Here is an 18096-nt window from a genome sequence, read left to right on the forward strand (position 1 = left end):
ACATAAAACACAGGCTGTTTGTGTAGGATACAAACCTGTAGACTGTAGTTCTGTAGAAGAAGTGTAACGATGTTGCCGCTACCGAAATATTGTTAAGCTTGTTTAGATTTTCTAATGTTCCGTCCCTACAGGACTCTAACGAGTTCGTTCAGCAGTGTGGTTACCAATGTAAGTCCCGAAGGGACTAGATATTGGTAGAAAAATTTTTTACGGAACATAAAGCCTCGTAGAGGCGACACATTATCATTTAGTCTAAACAGTTTAAACAAGTTCATTGAGTAAATACCAGCATTGATCTCCTGGTTCTATTTAAAATTCCTTCCATCATGAAATACTTTGGATTCCGCCGGGGTTTCGTTAGTATTCTTGTTGGGTTCATGGCCATAAGGACCTAATAAATTTCTTCCCTCTAGCCGGGGCAGTACCAGGTTGGTAAATAAACCCGAAAGGTTATAAAAACTACCGGCCACCACATGTATTACCTGGCCTTCTCTTTGAACGGTGCCCGATACCATCAATAGTTTGGATCTTAGAATTTCTTTCCTGAACTGGTCAAATACATGTTGAAAAACTACCAGGTTGGCAGTGCCGGTTTCATCTTCAATAGTTATAAAACAAATGCCACTGGCAGTGCCGGGCCTTTGTCTTACCAATACCAGTCCGGCTACTTGTACCGGCGCTCCATTCTCCATCGTATGCAGTTGACTGGTGCTTACAATGTGCAAAGAACTTAACCTGCTCCGCAAAAAGCTTACCGGGTGTGCTTTTACCGAAAGACCGGTAACACTGTAATCCTGCATCACATGTTCGGGTAAGGCCATCAGGGGCAGTTGTACTGCCTGTTCATGGGGATCAGATGAGGTTTGCCCTTTAAACATTCCCACAGCACTATCACTTAAAGAAGATACTTTCCACAACGCCTGTCTTCTATCCAAACCCAGGCTTCTGAAAGCATCCGCGTCTGCCAGCCTTTCTAGTGCTGAAATACTGAGTCCCGCATCCTTTAATGTGATAATACTGGTAATAGCACCGGGCTTTCGTGTGTTGATAAGTATTTCCATTTCTTCGGCATTCAAACCCTTTACCTGCCTGAAACCCAGGCGTAGTACACAAAACCTGCCTTGCTTTTCCTCCAGGCTATGATCCCATTTCGAGTAATTAATATCTACCGGCTTTACCGTAACGCCATGCTTTTGTGCATCGATCACCAGCTGGGCGGGTTGATAAAATCCCATAGGCAAACTGTTTAGTAAGGCGCAGGCAAATACATCCGGATAATACCATTTAAGATAGGCAGAAACATATACCAGTAAGGCAAAACTCACGGCATGACTTTCAGGAAATCCATAACTTCCAAACCCTTCCAGTTGTTTGAAAATGCGGCGGGCAAAGTCTTCGCTATACCCGTTTTTAAGCATGCCATCGATCAGCATTTTTTCATAATCGCTTACTTTTCCCTTGGCCTTAAAAGTTGCCATGCTACGTCTTAATCCATCTGCCTGCGCGCCTGTAAACCCAGCGCCAACCATTGCTATTTCCATTGCCTGTTCCTGGAACAAAGGAACACCCAGGGTCCTTTTGAGTATTTCCTTTAATGCTTCAGATGGATATTCTACTAAATCAGGGTTTTGCCTTCTTTTTAAATAAGGATGTACCATGTTGCCCTGTATAGGACCGGGTCTTACAATCGCTACTTCTATCACCAGGTCATAAAATTTTTCAGGGCGTAGACGTGGCAGCATACTCATCTGTGCACGGCTTTCGATCTGGAATACCCCGATGGTATCGGCATTGCTGATCATTTCATACACCGCTGTATCGTTCTGTGGTACGTTTGCTAACGTAAATTTTTTACCGTAATGCAATGTAGCCAGGTCGAATGCTTTACGGATACAGGTAAGCATCCCCAGGGCCAGCACATCTACCTTTAAAAAGCCCAGGGCTTCAATATCATCTTTATTCCATTCAATGCAGGTGCGGTTTTCCATACGGGCATTGAGGATGGGACAGAGCTCTGCCAGGTTGCCCTGTGTAATCACAAAGCCGCCGGTATGTTGTCCCAGCTGGCGGGGAAAACCCACATATTCTTCAGTGAGGGCCAATATTTTTTGCAGGTGTTGATCGGCAGGATTAAACCCTTCTGAAGAAATAGTCGTTCCCTGCCGCCATTCAGGGGTAAGCTCCCACATCGATTTCGCCAGGCGATCTACCGCATCCGCCGAAAGCCCCATGGCTTTGGCTACATCACGCACCGCTCCTTTGTCATGCACCTCTGTTACGGTAGCCACAATACCCGCCCGGTGCCGGCCATATTTATTATAAATATATTGGATCACTTCCTCGCGGCGTTCATGCTCAAAGTCTACATCAATATCCGGTGGCTCATCCCGCGCGTCTGACATAAATCTTGCAAAGAGTAAATCAAACTCTTTGGGATCAACCGAAGTAATACCCAGGCAATAACATACTACCGAGTTGGCCGCAGAACCACGCCCCTGGCACAAAATGTTTTGACTTCTTGCAAAACGAACAAAATCATACACCGTTAAAAAATAAGAGGCATAATTTTTTCGCTTCATAAATTCCAGTTCAAAGTCCAGGCTTTCTTTTACTTTATCAGGTATATCATTGTTGAACTTCTCTCTCGCACCCTGCCAGGCCAGCATTTCCAGTTCTTCCTGCGGACTGCGCCCACCAGTGGTGATTTCTTCAGGATATACATATTTCAAACTGCTTAGCGAGAACTGGCAGGCCTCAGTAATTTCCTGGATCCGGGCCAAAGCATCCGGATAGTGCCGAAACAGCCTGTACATTTCTTTGGGTGTCTTTAAATGCCGCTCTGCATTTTGCCAAAGCCGGTATCCGGCATTATAAATCGTGCATTTTTCACGCGTGCAGGTAAGTACATCCTGCAGCTCCCTGCGCCCGCGATGATGATAATATACATCATTGGTAGCTACCAATGGTACTTTACAATCTTTAGACAATTGTGCCAGGCGGTAGAATTTTTTATCATCATAGGCCTGGTAAGAGCGGGTCATCGCCAAATAAAGGTCGCTACCCAGGCACTGACTATACTCCCGCAGGTGATCTTTGAAATCAGTATCAAAATCAAAATGTTCATTTAATTGGTAGGGCGGGATCGCAATAAATTTGATTCCTTTCCTGTATTGATATACATCTTTCTTATACAAAAGACATTGCCCTTTCTCCGTTCTCAGGTTGCCTTCAGATAGCATCGTGGAAAGCCGCGCATAAGCTTCTTTATCGGTGGGGTAGGCTAACAGATCAGGCCCGTCCTGCAATACGAGGTGACAGCCAATAATTAACCGGATGCCTGTTTTCTTAGCCTCTACATGCGCCCTTACAATGCCTGCTAAAGTATTATGATCGGTAATGGCAATGCACGAATGACCCAGTGCTGCAGCTTCCTGCACCAGCTCTTCAGGATGCGAAGCACCTCTTAAAAAACTGAAATTACTGGTAACCTGCAGATCTGTATACGATAGCATCATATTCTTGTATTACTTTTTAAAGGCTTAGGCGAAAAAGCCATGAATAAACCATTGGGGTTGATGAACATCATCATAATGACCCAACCGGAAGATCCAGTAACGGGCGCCGGTTTCATCTTCTATACAATAATAATCCCGGTAATGGCCCTGCTGGAACCACCATTCCTGCTCTATCCGTTCCGGTCCATCGGCTTTTATTACTTTATGCAATTGTCCCTGGTATTGGAAAGACTTAGGCGGATAGTCGGGCACCAATACCATTACTTCAATCAATACCGGCTTTGCAAGCAAATGCAGGGGACGTAAGCCTGCGGGCCATTGTGCGGGGCTGCTGTCATTAGCTGATACGGCCAACCGCACCGATCGCTCCGGCCAGTAATGTTCATCAGGCAGGTATCTTCTAATGTTTTGAGGTCCTACCCGGTCAGCAATCCGGTCAAGCAGCTCCGCCAATTTTGCATCATCCTGTGTTACAGCAGTATGCCATAGTGCATCCTGGGTAGGAGCCAAAGGCATTACCCGTGTCACTTCCATTGTAAAAACTTCAATGCCTAATGCCGGTTCTATGGTGGGCAGCTTATGCTCGAATAATTTCATCAGGTGCTGCAGGTTTACCGATGGGCGGCCTGTGCCAATTTTTAATTGTTGTTGTTTTCCGTCTATGCGGTGGGTAGTAAATACACAGGCACGTATGCCCATTTCTTCTTTTTTTAATCGCTGGCAAATTTCTTCCAGTAACTGGTGAAGCGCTATTTCAATGGCTTTGGCGGTTCGTACCGGTTCCAGGCAGGGCAGGTGAATAAAGTAAGGAGTTGTTGGTTGCAAGGGCTCTATGAACTCTGGCGCCAGGCCCAATGCCTGGTGAAGCCTTTGTAAAAAATGATTACCGAAACGCCTGCGAAGCGCTGATCCGGGCATGTTTATAAATGTATCCATGCGATGCATGCCCAGCTTGGAGAGCGTTTCCAAAACGGGTGTTTCCAACCTTAAGGCAGCCGGTGGCAAAGGCAGTAAAGCTGTTTTTTCCTGATGTGGTGGTACAATAAATATTGAGGGACTGAACCGGGCCATACCCCATGCGGTTCCAATGGTACCGGCAATGGCAACCCTCACCTGGTACCCCATCCGGGAAAATTTTTGAACGATGTCCTGCAGGTATAGCTCTTCTCCTCCCCAGAGATGGGTACACCCGGCTGTTTCAATGATGAGGCCATCCGGCAGATCAATGGCCACTACCGGGCTAAATCGTATACACCATTCACCCAGGGCTTTCAATAATTCATGCTCCGAATTTTCCTCCCATTTAAAAACTTCCAGTCCGGGAAGAACCGTTTTACAATCGGCCACCACCATACCGGTTCGGATGCCTTTTGCTTTGGCACCGGGAGATACGGCTTTCGCCACCATTTTGCCATGCACCGGGGCCGCTATTACAAAGTCGGTATGGGCCAGTGCAGCATCCTGCCTTACTTTACGATTAGCCAGCAGGCAGGGAAACCATATAGAGGCATAGCGCTTTTCCATATCATCCGGTTTGTAGTTGCCGGTAAGCCGGTAGAGCAGGAGCTTGTTTTTCAAGATGACTAAACTGGCCGGATTTCCATTGCAGCTGCCATTGCCCGGTTTGACCATTACGTACTTTCAGCAATGCTACATTCCATTGGGGAAATCCCACTCCAGGCAGGCTATCCTCTGTTATGCTGGGTAAAGACTGAATATGCCAGCGGGCAGCACAGGCTACCGTTTCCTGTTGCCTGGGTGAAACTCTATGAATAAAACCCGTAACATGGCTTTGTTCTACCGCCAGCTGCAAACGCCTGGATTCGGTAAAACTTAGATGGTCCGTGGCGCCCACCACGGCCACCAGGGTTTCGCATTTTAAAGATTCTTCGATGATCCAAAGCAGATCTTTTGATTTTCGTGCTTCTACAAAGATGACCTGCTCCGGTTCAATACCAAAGCTTTTAAGGGCAGGAGGATAAACCATTTGTTCCTGTGCAATCCACATACATTTTTTAGAATGGCTGAGCATTTTACCTAGTACGGCCGCTATAAAACCATTCGTCGCTACCGCTTCTGCTTCGCTATAGCTGCTTAACTCGTGCACAACGCGGAAGGGGAAAACTTTATAAGGGAATGCCGATTCTATAATTCCCAACCCTATTGACGATTGAGCCTGTACAGGAGGGGGCTTATAGCCCTGCAGGGAAAGAATTTCCTGCTGTAATGTATGTAATACTCCTTTGTCCATTACCCATAGTCATGTAGTACAAAGGTAATTAAATACTAAAATAATTAGTATTTAATGCTAAATATTTTATCTTTTGGGGATAAGTTTCTTACGATGCATCAATAGCACCAACCAGGTACGTTTACACAATTAGATCAATTTCGCGTAACTTCCTGCTATCAAAGCTATTTTTATGCATCGTCGTGAACTATTAAAGCAGAGCGCCCTGGCTATGGCCGCCTTTGGATTGAGCAGGGATATTTTTGCCGCGGGAACAAGTAATTCAATATATAGCGGGAAGGCTGCTGATATCATAAAGCTAAGTTCCAACGAAAATCCATACGGCCCATCTCCCCAGGCACGAAAAGCAATGAGTGAAGCGGTAAATGGCTGTAACCGTTATCCCTGGGAAACGACTACTTTGCTCAGAGAAAAGATATCGATACCCTATCAATTAGCAAAAGAAAATGTAATAATAGGAGCGGGCTCTTCAGAACTCTTAGGACTGGTTTCGGTACTGGCAGCTTTGAAGAAGGGTAATATAGTGGCACCTGATCCAACTTTCAGGTTGTGGATGCCTGCGGCAAAGAAATTAGGAACGCCGGTTAAGCTGGTACCATTAACAGAACAAAAGGCCGTAGATCTGCAGCGTTTAAAAGAAGCGATCGATGCTGATACCCGCATGGTGTATATCTGTAATCCCAATAATCCTACAGGCACCGTATTACCTGCTAGCGAATTAGAGACATTTATTAAAGAAGTGGCTCCATCAGTTATTATATTATTAGATGAGGCTTATACCGAATTTGAAGATACAAAGAGTGTAGCACACCTTGTGAATGAGCATCCGAATTTAATAGTGGCTAAAACCTTTTCTAAAATTTATGGAATGGCTGGAGCGAGGGTGGGGTATGCTTTAGCTCATGCCAACACCATTCAACAATTGAATGATCTGCAACCCTGGGCTAATGCAGGAGCGGGAGGCATATCGCTGGCAGGGGCTATTGCTTCACTGGAAGATACTTCATTTGTGACTATGTGCAAAAAGGAGAATGCAAAGGCCCGTAATATTTTTTATCAGGCCCTGGATCAAAACGGTATCCCCTATATACCATCAGCTACCAGTTTTGTTTATTTCGATACTGCAAAATACCCCAAAGACTTTAAAGCTGTTTTGGAGGCAAAGAACATTATTGGCGCCAGGAGCTTTGAAGAGAACTCAAAATGGCTACGCCTGAGTATGGGTACTATAAAGGAAATGGATCAGGTAGCAGAAGCGATCCGTTTATAATACCATATTATTATGCTCAGGCAGTAATATTAAGCCGCTTGCACAGGTATTGCAACTCTTCGATGCTTTTAATGCTATTTACTTTAATGTTGGTTACAAATACACTGGTTACATTATCATTCTCGGTTTGAACCTTTACCAGGCCATTTACATATTCATTTACTGCAATAGAATTAGCTTGCTGGAAACCAAGGCCGATTATTTCGTGGGTAGTCATAAAACTTGTTTTAAAATACATTCCAAAACAAATGCCATTTCGCTAAAAATTTTTGTCAATATCGGTGAGTGCCCGCTATAATTCGATCTATGACCATCTCTTTTCGTTCAACCCATTTGGGTAGTGAGCACCTTCTCGTTACGATGGCGAATTGTAAATAAGATCGTGCGAATTGTAACCGGGTAGTTCAAGTATGCTGGGTAAATTATTTATTTGGAATTGAAAAGCAATTCTTGTTCTGTAATGTAAATTGAGGATAAGTCTCTTGCCCGTACAACTATTTTAACCATTAAATCAATCAAATGAAAAAAGTAAACTTTATTGCTACTGTGGCGACAGCGCTTTCCGTGTCATTTTTTTCCTGCAGTAACGAATCTGTAGAAATTGCCAAAAAACTGCAGAGCAGTTATGAGTATGAGGGCAAAACGGTAGAATTAACAGGAGAGTTCGATGCGCCTTTTTTCACTTTCAGTTCGGGGCAATCAAAAACCATTCCCATGGCCTTCGTGGTAAAGCCCAGCGCCATGAGTTCCGAAAAGGAGAGTATTTCTGATATTGTGTTGCCCCAGGGAGCCGATAAAAATAGTGTCACCCTGGATCTAGCTCCTGATGAGAAAAAATATACATTGAAAAATTTCAATGTATATGACAGCAAGGGCGAAAAGCACAATCTTGATCAACACCCTTCCTTTAAGATCAAAGGAACGGTTCATTATACCGAACTTCAAAAGCCGGAAGCAGACAGGAGGGCAGACAATTTTGCCATGCAGATAACAGATGTTACTATTGAGAAAGATTAACCAAAACGATTCAAAATATGAGTATTGAACTGGGAAACGCGTCCGCCTTTGGGTGGTTTATTATTGCCGTTGCTACTATTATGTCGATAGGTATTATTTACACTTATCGTAAGAACCAGGCTATTAAATTAAAATATGTTTTCGCGGTTATCATAATGTTTGTAATAGGCATTAAATGGCTTTTAGACAATTAATGGATAAATTTAATAGAAAAGGCTGCTTATAAGTAAAAAACAAGCCGGATAGTTCTTTTTCTATCCGGCTTGTTTATATGGCACATGCTTGTGAATAAATCGGTAGCTACTTCAGTTGTAGATATTTCTGCAGCACATTTCTGATAGAAGGGTAGGCCTGGGGTAAATATTGATCCAGCTGCTCTTCTTTTACCCATTCAATGTTGTCAATATCTTCATCCGTTTGCGGAACCAGCTTTTCATCCAGGCTGCTATTCATTAAAAACCAATGCGATTCTTTCATAATATGATGAGTGCCTTGTTCATAACTATGATAAGTAATAGTTAGAAATTGCCCTAATTCCACATTTTTCAAACCTGTTTCTTCCTGTACTTCCCGTATGGCACATTCCTCGATAGTTTCACCCTTATCCAGGTGACCCTTGGGCAGATCCCAGGCGCCCCGGCGGAAGATCATGAGCATTTCGCCGTTTTCGTTGACAACCAATCCGCCCCCCGCTACGTGTACCTCAAACTTCTTAAAAAATTGCTTTTTCAACTCTTCAAGGTCCGGGTGCAGGAAAATGCCACGACTGATCTCAGGCAAGTCGATTTCTTTTAGCATGGCTTTTACGGTATGGCTATCCAGTTCGTCTATAAAAATAGTGTCAGGCTGATGGTGCAATTTTTCGAGATGTTCGTCCAAACTATCGCACAAATGAACTGGTTTATTGTGAATGTAAACGGTAATCTGCATAACTATGTGGATTATAATAAGCGGCGTTTCGAGGCCGGGTATCGGGAAACTTTTATTTTCGCAGCCTAAAAATAGGTAGTAGGTATGAACGATGCAAAAGTTGTGGCCGAAAAATTATTACAGGCCAATGCGGTAAAATTAAGTCCCGAAAATCCGTTTACATGGGCCAGCGGTTGGAAAAGTCCCATTTACTGCGATAACCGCAGTGTATTGTCTTACCCTTTTATCCGCGATTTTATCAAAAGCGAAATGTGTAACGTATTGTTCGAACATTTCGGCGAAGCGGATGCTTTAGCGGGTGTGGCCACAGCCGGGATTGCGTGGGGCGCCATGGCGGCCGACCAGTTAAAACTGCCTTTTTTATATGTTCGTCCGAAACCCAAAGACCACGGTTTGGGAAACCAGATCGAGGGAAGGTATGAGCCGGGACAAAAAATTGTGGTGATCGAAGACCTGGTGAGTACCGGGAAAAGCAGCCTGCAGGCTGTGGATGCCCTGGTTGCTGCCGGACTGGAAATAGTGGGAATGGTCTCTATTTTTACCTATGATTTTTCGGTAGCCAAAGAAGCTTTTGAAGCCAGGGGACTCAAATATCATCCGCTTACCACTTACCCAACGCTTCTGGAATTAGCCCAGGAAAAAGGAATTATCCAACCAGAACAAGCCGGTCAATTATTACAATGGAGAGAAGATCCTGCCAATTGGACAGGCGTTTAATAGTTTGATTTAATCGCAAACAGTTTACTTAACGAGTAAAGTTTTTGCTCCAAATAATTTATCTCATCCCTGCATGCAGCATTTACCCGCTCATCGCAGGGATTTTTATTGCCCTTAATTGATCTTTCCATCAACCGACAGGTTATAGATAATTTTTCATAACCGTATTAATTTGCTTATAAAAAGCCTTAAAAAACTTTCAAAGTAATGAGATATGAAAATTGGTAAAAAGCGCCAATAATTTTTGCTAATAAAATTAGTAAATTAAGGAATTGGAGTTGATCAATCATTAGCTAATTTTATTAGATTATTTTATTTTAAATAAATAATTAATAAACAATTTATTATGTCAAATATATTAATATTTATTGAATAATAAAAGCTGGTAGTTTCGTCCTTATATACATGATTTTCCCACCTACTTCAGCATCGAGTGCATTTTGCTAATAAAAGTTTGAAAATTAATTTATTATAAAATTTTACTTTACCATCGTCCTGATATGAAAAATGAGTTAAAATATATTTACATCTGTTTGAACTATCTCAAGTAACAGTTGAGGTTATTTTTCCCTGTTTTCATAACAATGCCGAAAAAAATAGAATTGTGTTATGGAATTTATATGAAATTTAATTTGAGATTAAATTTAGCCAGTATTATGTTCCGGGTTTAAAAAGTGAATAACATAACTTATCCCCTACCCCGGCAGGGCAATTAAGATTTGTGTTACTAAATGGAACGGAATCAGGCTACTCAGCGGTTGGTCCGTTTTGAAGATAGGAATATGGTGTCTTTATGGCAGATAGGAAAGCGCAGATTTTTAAATATAAAAATGTGGTTTTACTCGTGTCGGTTAATTCAGATGCGAGTGGATTTTCCGGTCCCGTGGATATCGGGTGTGTGGTAATTCTGAGCAAAATGATACAAGGTTAAGTTGGCCTGGATGGCTGGGTGTCATGAGCCTAGGCATACCGTGATACATCCAACCGGCGGTCGGTTTTTTGAAAGGAGTTCGGTGGAGCCCGCGCTTAGAAAATATGACCAGGAACTGGCTTTAACGAAAAGCCGGTTTAATTGACCTCAATTTTTACCAGGGCGTTTTTGTCCAGCTTAAAGTTTTTCCACTTTGCTTTTTTAATAAACTCGATGGCTTTTTTAGCCATGATGGCATCAGGACTTTCAACTACTTCGAAATCTACCGGGTCTCCATTATCATCTACTGTAAATTTGATCTGGAGCGTTTTGGTCTTTTGGGCTTTGTTCACTCCCAGGCTAGTGCCCAGTTCTTCGTAAAAATGGCTCCAGCCTTCTTCCGGGTAAATAACTTCATTGGCGCTTACAGCTGCCGCCTGTGCTTTACGGGCATCTTCTATGTGTGCGGCAAGTCTTTTTCTTTTTTGCCCCATCGCGGTAACCACTATTTCATCCGGATTGGCAAATGACTTATCTAGTATGATTTTATTTTGTTTTCTCGGGTTGAGCAACACGGTCTTATTTTGGTAGCCAACCCTATTTACCGACACACCAAAACTGCTGTCATAAACCGGCAACACAAAGCTGCCATCGTTGTTGGCGGTGGTTTTGTTGCGGCCTGGTATCGCAATAGAGGCATTGGCTAGGGGGGTTCCTTCTTTATCAACAACCAGTCCTTCTATATAGGCAACAGGCTGAAAGCCCATTGTTTTATTGGCATAAGGAGCTTCGGTAGCCATGTTTCTTGCCGTGGGCGCGGCAGATATAGCTGGCGCCGCGATTGCTGAAACATTACCAAAGCCTATCCGCTCCTGTTTCAACGTCCTGGGTTCGGAATGTAATAACTCTTTTTTAGGTTGAATAGTTTCGCCCTCAAACGATTGGCGGGGAACAGATGCTTCAGCAAGAGCTGGTACAGGCGCTTTGGCTGCTATTATTGGTTCCTTTTTTAATCCAGGTTCTGCATGAGGTCTCTCATCGGTTTTAGCGGTACCTACCTGAGCCTGGTCTGCCATCAGTGTAACAGCATTTGAAGACGGGGGCGGTAAAGTGTTCCGGGAAGTATCGGCAGGTTGGGTTTGCTCAATTTGGGCAATGGGTGGGGCCGGGGGTGTCGCTTTTTGCATCATCCACCAGGTGGTTCCTGCAATCAATGTAAGGCTGCAGGCCGCAGCCACCCAACGCCACCAATGAGGTTTTGACGAAGGATTTAAGGGTATTACCTCCGACTGTTCCTGATGCGATAAACCTAAAATAGATGCTTTTAGCGCATTCAGGTGTGTATCGGTGACTACCGGGTCCGCATTTCTGAAACCATCGATAGCATCGGCCAGCAGGGGATCTTTTAATGCCGCTTTCTCCATATCGTGCATTTCCTGCGCGTTCATGCTGCCGTTCAGATACCTTTTGATATCTTCCGGTCCATAAAACGGATATGTTGAATTAGTCTGCTGCATTTTTTTCCATACAAATTTTAAGATTCCGGCGACCATTCTGTATCAGGCTGCGCACTTTATTCCAGTCCATACTGGTTGTTTCGGCTATTTCATTATAACATTTATTCTCATAATAAAATAGTTTAATACTTTGTTGCTGCTCTCCGGGCAGCTTTTTGATACATTTTTCGAGCCGTTTAAAAGCCTCTTCCTTTTCAATTACACTATCCAGATGCGAGAAATCGTCCGATTGCACAGCCTGTTGCTCTAAACTTACTGTTATATTTTTTTTTGCACTGCGCAAATGCATCAGGCAGTGATTTTTGGTAAGTACATATACCCAGCTTTTAAAATTCTGAATTTCATGCCTGGGGACTTTTACCAACAATTCCTGGTAGATATTCATTACGGCGTCTTTGGCTTCCTCCGCATCTTCCAGGTATTTCAGGCAAACACCATACAACAATTCGCTGTAGCGCAGGTACAGTTCGGCCAAAGCCTGTTGATCTCCTGTTTGTTTAAACCGGTCCAGCAACTGGTCATCAGTTGCTTCTTTTAAAGACATTATGCTCAATACCTGGGCCAAATAGTATAATTAGGATTTCATGTTACCTGTCTGTAATAATGTTGCTACTATATAAATGATGCACTAAGCAAATTTATTACACACGCAATTTAATTTTTTTATTTTTTATGCATTTTTCAGTTTCAGGTCATCCTAAGCAAAAAGATCTCTAAAACGGATAAAACAAGATGAGTTGACAACTAACCTGTTGCTCTCCTTTTATTTCATGTTATCAATCACCTTTAAAAAATAAAATGATGAGGTATATTAAATGGATCAGTTTACCACTGGTATTGCTCGCAATAGCCGCGTTTGCGCAAAAGCCGATTACCATAACCGGGATAGTTACTGACATTGCAGGTAGGCCGGTTTCCCGGGCTACAGTGCAGGAAAAAGGCACTTCGAATTCAACGAGTGCTGATGATCAGGGCAATTTTAGTATTACCGTTAAGAGCACTGATGCACTATTGATATTTACATCTGTAGGCTTCCAGCAAAAAATAGTGCCAGTTAAGGGGATAACGACATTGAAAGTTGTTTTAGACGCAACCACCCAGGCATTGAATGAAGTGGTTGTTGTGGGTTTTGGAATTCAAAAAAAGCACGCTATTACCGGTGGTATAATGACCGCCAGTGCTCAGGCAAACCAGATTCGCATCAGAGGTGCGGCAACCTCTCAATCATATCAATACAAAAGCTCCCCTCAACTGGAAACGAAAAGAATGGACCAGCACCACTATGATGGAGGAAATCGTGAAGGCTATGATCATATTACCGAAAACCCGTTCCTGAAATCGAAGGAGAATCCCCTGTCTACTTTTTCTATTGACGTGGATGGTGCCTCCTATAGTAATATCCGCCGCTTTATTAATAATGGGCAGCTGCCTCCGGACGGGGCTGTTCGTATTGAAGAAATGATCAATTATTTTAATTACAAATACCCCCAGCCAACCGATAATGCTCCTTTTAGCATTAACACGGAGTATACCATTTGTCCATGGAATGAGCAACATCAGCTGGTATCCATTGGTCTTCAGGGTAAAAAAATAGCTACCGAAAATTTGCCCCCAGCCAATATTGTATTCTTAGTTGATGTGAGCGGCAGTATGTCTTCACCCGATAAACTACCATTGGTGCAGGCTTCTATGAAATTACTGGCAGATCAGTTAAGGCCGCAGGATCGGGTAGCCATGGTCGTATACGCCGGCAGTGCAGGAGTTGTGTTGCCATCCACCGATGGAAATGAAACTATAAAAATAAAGGATGCGATCGATCGTTTGCAGGCCGGAGGCTCTACAGCAGGCGGGGCAGGCATACAACTGGCCTACAAAATAGCACAGGAAGGATTTATTAAAAACGGGAATAACCGGATTGTACTCTGCACAGATGGTGATTTTAACGTAGGACAAAGCAGCGATGATGAACTGGAAAGAATGATCGAAGAAAAAAGAAAAAGCGGCATATTCCTGACGGTTTTGGGATATGGTACCGGTAACTACCAGGATGCTAAAATGCAGAAGCTGGCGAACAAAGGAAACGGCAACCATGCTTATATTGATAATTTAAGTGAAGCCCGCAAAGTGTTGATCAGCCAGTTTGGAGGTACGATCTTTACAATTGCCAAAGATGTAAAACTTCAGGTAGAGTTTAACCCGGCAAAGGTGCAGGGATATAGATTGATTGGCTATGAGAACCGCATGCTCGCCAAAGAAGATTTTAATGACGATACCAAAGATGCCGGTGAGCTCGGCAGTGGACATACGGTTACCGCTTTGTATGAAATTATCCCGGTTGGTGTTGAAGCCGTTGAATTGAAAAACACAGATGCATTGAAATATCAGAAAACGGAAGGCGCTACACCCGGATTTAATGGCAGTAACGATGTAATGACGGTAAAGTTCAGGTATAAGAAGCCGGAGGGTGATAAGAGTTTATTGCTTGAAAAAGTAATTGCGGGTAGTCCTGTAAAAGTGAGCCGTGCCAGTGAGAATATACAGTTAGCTGCTGGTCTGGCACAATTTGGAATGCTGTTGCGCAATTCAGCATATAGGGGTAACGGAGGTTACGATCTGGTTCTGAATATGGTAACTCCTTTAGCAAGAAGTGATAGGGAAGGGTATCGCGCTGAACTGGTGGAGCTCATAAAAAAGGCATCATCTATTAAAAAGCATGATAATAAAGATGCTGCTTCTGTGCATCAAACCGAGGAATCGGCAAGGCCCTTTCTATCTCAAAAATAAAAAGTATAACTGTTTTATAATCAGGCGTGTTTGAGCTGGCTGGTGATTTTTTTACGAGTGTTTACGGTTTTTGGCACAGTATTTTAAGAGGGTAGGTCAGAAAATTAATCAGATCCTAAGTAAACTTAAAACGAAAGATTATGAAACGTAAAATGATTATTGGAGCTGTGGCTTTACTGGCTACCGCCGGCGTAGTAAACGCACAAGGCTTTGCTGAAGCAAAATTTGGTATTAAAGGTGGGTGGAACTCTACTAATATTACAAATACGGGGAGCGGTGAAACGGATGACTCTAAAAGACTGAACACTTTTAATGCGGGTGTAATCGGGGCTATTCCTTTGGGTTCGACATTTGAAATCAGAACCGGGCTTGACCTGCAATCGAAAGGTACAGAAGTGAGTTGGGATAATGCAGCCGGAAAGGGCTTTGCAAAGACTAACCCTCTTTATTTGGAGCTGCCGGTAAACCTGGCCATTATGCTGCCTTTTAATGAGAAAGTTAAAGGTTACATCGGTGCAGGTCCTTATGGCGCTATCGGAATCGCTGGTAAAAACAAATGGGAAAACACCGTGGCAGGCGTTAAAACATCTGCAGAAGATAAAATTAAATGGGGTGATGATGATTTGAATACAGAAGGAAACCGTGGATCGGGCCAGTTTAAAAGGTTTGATTTTGGAGCAAATATTATCGGAGGTGTTGATTTTGGTAAATTTGGGATACACGCTCAATATGGTTTGGGATTAACCAATACATCACCTGGTGAGGGAACTAATGATAATGCCAATAAAAGTAACCAGCACCGTGCCTTGGGCGTGAGTGGTGTGTTTTATTTCTAACAGGTATTTTTAATATTTTTAAAAATGAGCGCTTCTTTACGGTAGCGCTCATTTATTTTTGCAGCCATGAATCGTTCCTTAATCTTTACACTGTTAGGTATTGTAGTATTAGTAGCTGCATGTTTTATGCCCTGGATGAGAATCGAAGATCCTGCTTTGACGATATCAGGTGTGGATACTACAGGAACACGTTATGGTAAGCCTGCCCTTACTCATTTTATATTAGCTTTCTTTATATTGATCTGTGCCTTTGTTCCAAAAATCTGGGCCAAAAGGTTGGGGTTGTTATTTGCAGCGCTGAACCTGGCCTGGGCTATTAGAAACTTTGGGGTGATCCCGCATTGCGAAGCAGGCGTTTGTCCTGAAAAACTGGCGGGCATTTACTTGTTGTTAATCTCAAGCATCGTTTTAATGATCATGGCACTTTTCCCCAAAGAACCGCCTGTTAAGGCAACGGGTTCCGAAGTTTAGAAAAAGCCACCGGCATAGTAAGCACCGATAGCAGCAGCCATACCCGACAAAGAAATCAATAACATACCGTTAACCGGCTTTTGGTTAGCTAACTTATACTTATAAAATCCTAAAGCAGCCAATAATAAAAACGGAATCAATAGGGCAGTATAACTGGGTAGTTGCATCAGGTAATTATTAATAAGGATAATAATACCGCCTGCCAAAAATCCCCAGAACACAGATAGGGCGTATTGTTTCGGCATCAGGCTGCTGGTGGCATTACCACCTTCCTGCCATTCTTTTTCCCAAACTTTATTTTCCTGTACGGTATCATCCACCATGGCTTTTTTCAGATGATCGTCAATATCCAGGGATTGATAAATCTTAAGGATCTTGCTTTCTCCACCACTATTGTCCATTTCTTCTTTGCGGGTATAATAGGCGCCGGCCGCTAATAATGCCGCTATGAAAACAAGCGCAATACCAGAGTAAATAAAAAGCAAATGGGTGTCGACACCTCTTGCCAACAGAAAGCAAAAAAGAGACAGGATGACAATCAATCCTTCGATAACCCCAACGATAAACGCGGGTAAATAATCATACAACTGTTTAGGACTGCTCAAAGGATTGTAGGGTTTGTTGAATAATAACAATGCATTCTTGTAATTGTTCCTCCGTAATCACCAGGGGAGGAGCAAATCTTATTTTGTCTCCATGGGTAGGTTTGGCCAGTAGTCCCCGTTCTTTTAGTACCAGGCAAATTTCCCAGGCCATATTTTCATTGTCGCTGTCTATCTCAATGGCGTTTAAAAGTCCTTTTCCTCTAACCGTTTGTATTAAAGGCGAGGCTATTTTTTTTAATTCATCTCTGAAATAAATACCCAGCTTTTCTGCCCGCTCCGCCATGTTTTCATCCAGCAATACCTGTAGTGCAGCAATAGCCGTAACACTTGCGAGCGGATTCCCCCCGTAAGTCGATCCGTGTTCTCCTGGTTTAATGGTCAGCATTATTTCATCATCGGCCAATACAGCACTAACCGGCAACATACCGCCGCTGAGCGCTTTACCTAATAATACAATGTCGGGCCTTACATTTTCATGATCGCAAGCCAGCATTTTTCCGGTTCTGCATAAACCTGTCTGAATTTCGTCGGCTATAAATAAAATATTATGTGCTTCACACAATGTTTTACATTGATGAAGGTATCCGTCTTTGGGCACAAAAACACCCGCTTCGCCCTGTATGGGCTCTACCAGGAAGCCAGCAATATTTTCTTCAGACTTGAGTACATTATTCAGGGCTACAATATCATTGTAGGGAATACTGATAAATCCTTCCGCAAACGGACCGAAGTTGTTTTTAGAGGAAGGATCACTGCTAAAAGATACCACGGTTGTAGTACGGCCATGAAAATTATTATTACAAACGATAATCTTAGCCTGGTTTTCAGGAATGCCTTTTACCTCGTATGCCCATTTACGACAAAGTTTGATAGCCGTTTCAACCGCTTCCACCCCTGTATTCATGGGTAATACTTTATCATAGCCCAATAGTTGGGTAATGTATTTCTCAAACTCGCCCAGCTTATTATTATAAAAGGCGCGACTGGTTAACGTTAGTGTCTGAGCCTGCTCAATAAAAGCAGCAACTATTTTAGGATGGCAATGCCCCTGGTTAACGGCAGAGTAGCCACTTAAAAAATCAAAGTATGGGCGGCCTTCTACATCCCAAACATACACGCCTTGTCCTTTAGACAAAACAACGGGTAAGGGATGATAATTATGAGCGCCATATTGTTCTTCCAGTTCAATAAAATAAGGGGACGCTTGCTGCGTAGCTGAAGACATATCAGTTTCTTTTTAAAAATGAGTAAAAACGGTTTGCGGGTAAAAGGG

Annotated in this window: 16 protein-coding genes; 7 read left to right on the plus strand and 9 right to left on the minus strand. The window is 43.0% G+C overall.

What is annotated here, in order from left to right:
* Nucleotides 1-305: 305 nt before the first annotated feature.
* From ACLOAU_RS13280 to ACLOAU_RS13290, 3 genes are read right to left on the minus strand one after another with little or no spacing between them, the layout of a single operon-like run.
* Nucleotides 306-3515, minus strand: a complete 3210-nt coding sequence (locus tag ACLOAU_RS13280; protein WP_427862350.1) for an error-prone DNA polymerase — start codon at nt 3513-3515, stop codon at nt 306-308.
* A 24-nt stretch (nt 3516-3539) separates the two neighbouring features.
* Complete coding sequence (locus tag ACLOAU_RS13285; RefSeq protein WP_427862351.1) at nt 3540-5093, minus strand: Y-family DNA polymerase; 1554 nt, start codon at nt 5091-5093, stop codon at nt 3540-3542.
* Entirely contained in the window at nt 5041-5766 is a 726-nt protein-coding gene (locus tag ACLOAU_RS13290; RefSeq protein ID WP_427862352.1) for an ImuA family protein, read from the minus strand. The genes ACLOAU_RS13285 and ACLOAU_RS13290 overlap by 53 nt, the downstream gene beginning before the upstream one ends.
* A gap of 172 nt (nt 5767-5938) precedes the next feature.
* Between ACLOAU_RS13290 and ACLOAU_RS13295 the strand changes: the two genes are divergently transcribed.
* The gene (locus ACLOAU_RS13295) at nt 5939-7036 is read left to right on the plus strand and encodes a pyridoxal phosphate-dependent aminotransferase (RefSeq protein ID WP_427862353.1); all 1098 of its coding nucleotides are present in this window, start codon (nt 5939-5941) and stop codon (nt 7034-7036) included.
* A 16-nt stretch (nt 7037-7052) separates the two neighbouring features.
* Here ACLOAU_RS13295 and ACLOAU_RS13300 read toward each other — a convergent pair whose 3' ends face one another.
* Entirely contained in the window at nt 7053-7253 is a 201-nt protein-coding gene (locus ACLOAU_RS13300) for a hypothetical protein (protein WP_427862354.1), read from the minus strand.
* Between the two features lie 302 nt (nt 7254-7555).
* Between ACLOAU_RS13300 and ACLOAU_RS13305 the strand changes: the two genes are divergently transcribed.
* Together ACLOAU_RS13305 and ACLOAU_RS13310 are read left to right on the plus strand one after the other, a co-directional pair.
* Complete coding sequence (locus tag ACLOAU_RS13305) at nt 7556-8053, plus strand: hypothetical protein (protein WP_427862355.1); 498 nt, start codon at nt 7556-7558, stop codon at nt 8051-8053.
* 17 nt (nt 8054-8070) lie between these two features.
* The gene (locus ACLOAU_RS13310; RefSeq protein WP_427862356.1) at nt 8071-8247 is read left to right on the plus strand and encodes a hypothetical protein; all 177 of its coding nucleotides are present in this window, start codon (nt 8071-8073) and stop codon (nt 8245-8247) included.
* Between the two features lie 106 nt (nt 8248-8353).
* Here ACLOAU_RS13310 and ACLOAU_RS13315 read toward each other — a convergent pair whose 3' ends face one another.
* Nucleotides 8354-8983, minus strand: a complete 630-nt coding sequence (locus tag ACLOAU_RS13315; RefSeq protein WP_427862357.1) for an NUDIX hydrolase — start codon at nt 8981-8983, stop codon at nt 8354-8356.
* Nucleotides 8984-9067: 84 nt separating this feature from the next.
* On the opposite strand from ACLOAU_RS13315, the gene pyrE reads away from it, so the two are divergent.
* On the plus strand, nt 9068-9700 hold the full coding sequence (gene pyrE / locus ACLOAU_RS13320; RefSeq protein ID WP_427862358.1) for an orotate phosphoribosyltransferase: 633 nt from the start codon (nt 9068-9070) through the stop codon (nt 9698-9700).
* A gap of 1068 nt (nt 9701-10768) precedes the next feature.
* On the opposite strand, the gene ACLOAU_RS13325 is transcribed toward pyrE, so the two are convergent.
* Nucleotides 10769-12127: a hypothetical protein gene (locus tag ACLOAU_RS13325; protein ID WP_427862359.1), complete on the minus strand. Its 1359-nt coding sequence runs from the start codon at nt 12125-12127 to the stop codon at nt 10769-10771.
* Complete coding sequence (locus ACLOAU_RS13330) at nt 12114-12671, minus strand: RNA polymerase sigma factor (RefSeq protein WP_427862360.1); 558 nt, start codon at nt 12669-12671, stop codon at nt 12114-12116. The genes ACLOAU_RS13325 and ACLOAU_RS13330 overlap by 14 nt, the downstream gene beginning before the upstream one ends.
* Before the next feature lie 254 nt (nt 12672-12925).
* Between ACLOAU_RS13330 and ACLOAU_RS13335 the strand changes: the two genes are divergently transcribed.
* The 3 genes from ACLOAU_RS13335 to ACLOAU_RS13345 all read left to right on the plus strand — a co-directional run bounded on the left by ACLOAU_RS13335 (nt 12926) and on the right by ACLOAU_RS13345 (nt 16218).
* On the plus strand, nt 12926-14911 hold the full coding sequence (locus ACLOAU_RS13335) for a vWA domain-containing protein (protein ID WP_427862361.1): 1986 nt from the start codon (nt 12926-12928) through the stop codon (nt 14909-14911).
* Nucleotides 14912-15051: 140 nt separating this feature from the next.
* Nucleotides 15052-15747, plus strand: a complete 696-nt coding sequence (locus ACLOAU_RS13340; RefSeq protein WP_427862362.1) for a porin family protein — start codon at nt 15052-15054, stop codon at nt 15745-15747.
* Nucleotides 15748-15813: 66 nt separating this feature from the next.
* Complete coding sequence (locus tag ACLOAU_RS13345) at nt 15814-16218, plus strand: hypothetical protein (RefSeq protein WP_427862363.1); 405 nt, start codon at nt 15814-15816, stop codon at nt 16216-16218.
* Here ACLOAU_RS13345 and ACLOAU_RS13350 read toward each other — a convergent pair.
* Nucleotides 16215-16823 (minus strand): VIT1/CCC1 transporter family protein, encoded by a 609-nt coding sequence (locus ACLOAU_RS13350; protein ID WP_427862364.1) that lies wholly within the window; start codon nt 16821-16823, stop codon nt 16215-16217. The genes ACLOAU_RS13345 and ACLOAU_RS13350 overlap by 4 nt on opposite strands.
* Entirely contained in the window at nt 16810-18048 is a 1239-nt protein-coding gene (gene rocD / locus ACLOAU_RS13355) for an ornithine--oxo-acid transaminase (protein WP_427862365.1), read from the minus strand. The genes ACLOAU_RS13350 and rocD overlap by 14 nt, the downstream gene beginning before the upstream one ends.
* Nucleotides 18049-18096: the final 48 nt, after the last annotated feature.

The sequence above is a fragment of the Paraniabella aurantiaca genome, from assembly GCF_050309965.1.
Taxonomy (GTDB): Bacteria; Bacteroidota; Bacteroidia; order Chitinophagales; family Chitinophagaceae; genus Niabella.

Coding starts and splice junctions, on each gene's coding strand:
- ACLOAU_RS13345 (WP_427862363.1), top strand. CDS start 15,814: ATGAATCGTTCCTTAATCTTTACACTGTTAGGTATTGTAGTATTAGTA.
- ACLOAU_RS13305 (WP_427862355.1), top strand. CDS start 7,556: ATGAAAAAAGTAAACTTTATTGCTACTGTGGCGACAGCGCTTTCCGTG.
- ACLOAU_RS13340 (WP_427862362.1), top strand. CDS start 15,052: ATGAAACGTAAAATGATTATTGGAGCTGTGGCTTTACTGGCTACCGCC.
- ACLOAU_RS13330 (WP_427862360.1), bottom strand. CDS start 12,671: ATGTCTTTAAAAGAAGCAACTGATGACCAGTTGCTGGACCGGTTTAAA.
- ACLOAU_RS13280 (WP_427862350.1), bottom strand. CDS start 3,515: ATGATGCTATCGTATACAGATCTGCAGGTTACCAGTAATTTCAGTTTT.
- ACLOAU_RS13290 (WP_427862352.1), bottom strand. CDS start 5,766: ATGGACAAAGGAGTATTACATACATTACAGCAGGAAATTCTTTCCCTG.
- rocD (WP_427862365.1), bottom strand. CDS start 18,048: ATGTCTTCAGCTACGCAGCAAGCGTCCCCTTATTTTATTGAACTGGAA.
- ACLOAU_RS13300 (WP_427862354.1), bottom strand. CDS start 7,253: ATGACTACCCACGAAATAATCGGCCTTGGTTTCCAGCAAGCTAATTCT.
- ACLOAU_RS13315 (WP_427862357.1), bottom strand. CDS start 8,983: ATGCAGATTACCGTTTACATTCACAATAAACCAGTTCATTTGTGCGAT.
- pyrE (WP_427862358.1), top strand. CDS start 9,068: ATGAACGATGCAAAAGTTGTGGCCGAAAAATTATTACAGGCCAATGCG.
- ACLOAU_RS13325 (WP_427862359.1), bottom strand. CDS start 12,127: ATGCAGCAGACTAATTCAACATATCCGTTTTATGGACCGGAAGATATC.
- ACLOAU_RS13310 (WP_427862356.1), top strand. CDS start 8,071: ATGAGTATTGAACTGGGAAACGCGTCCGCCTTTGGGTGGTTTATTATT.
- ACLOAU_RS13335 (WP_427862361.1), top strand. CDS start 12,926: ATGATGAGGTATATTAAATGGATCAGTTTACCACTGGTATTGCTCGCA.
- ACLOAU_RS13295 (WP_427862353.1), top strand. CDS start 5,939: ATGCATCGTCGTGAACTATTAAAGCAGAGCGCCCTGGCTATGGCCGCC.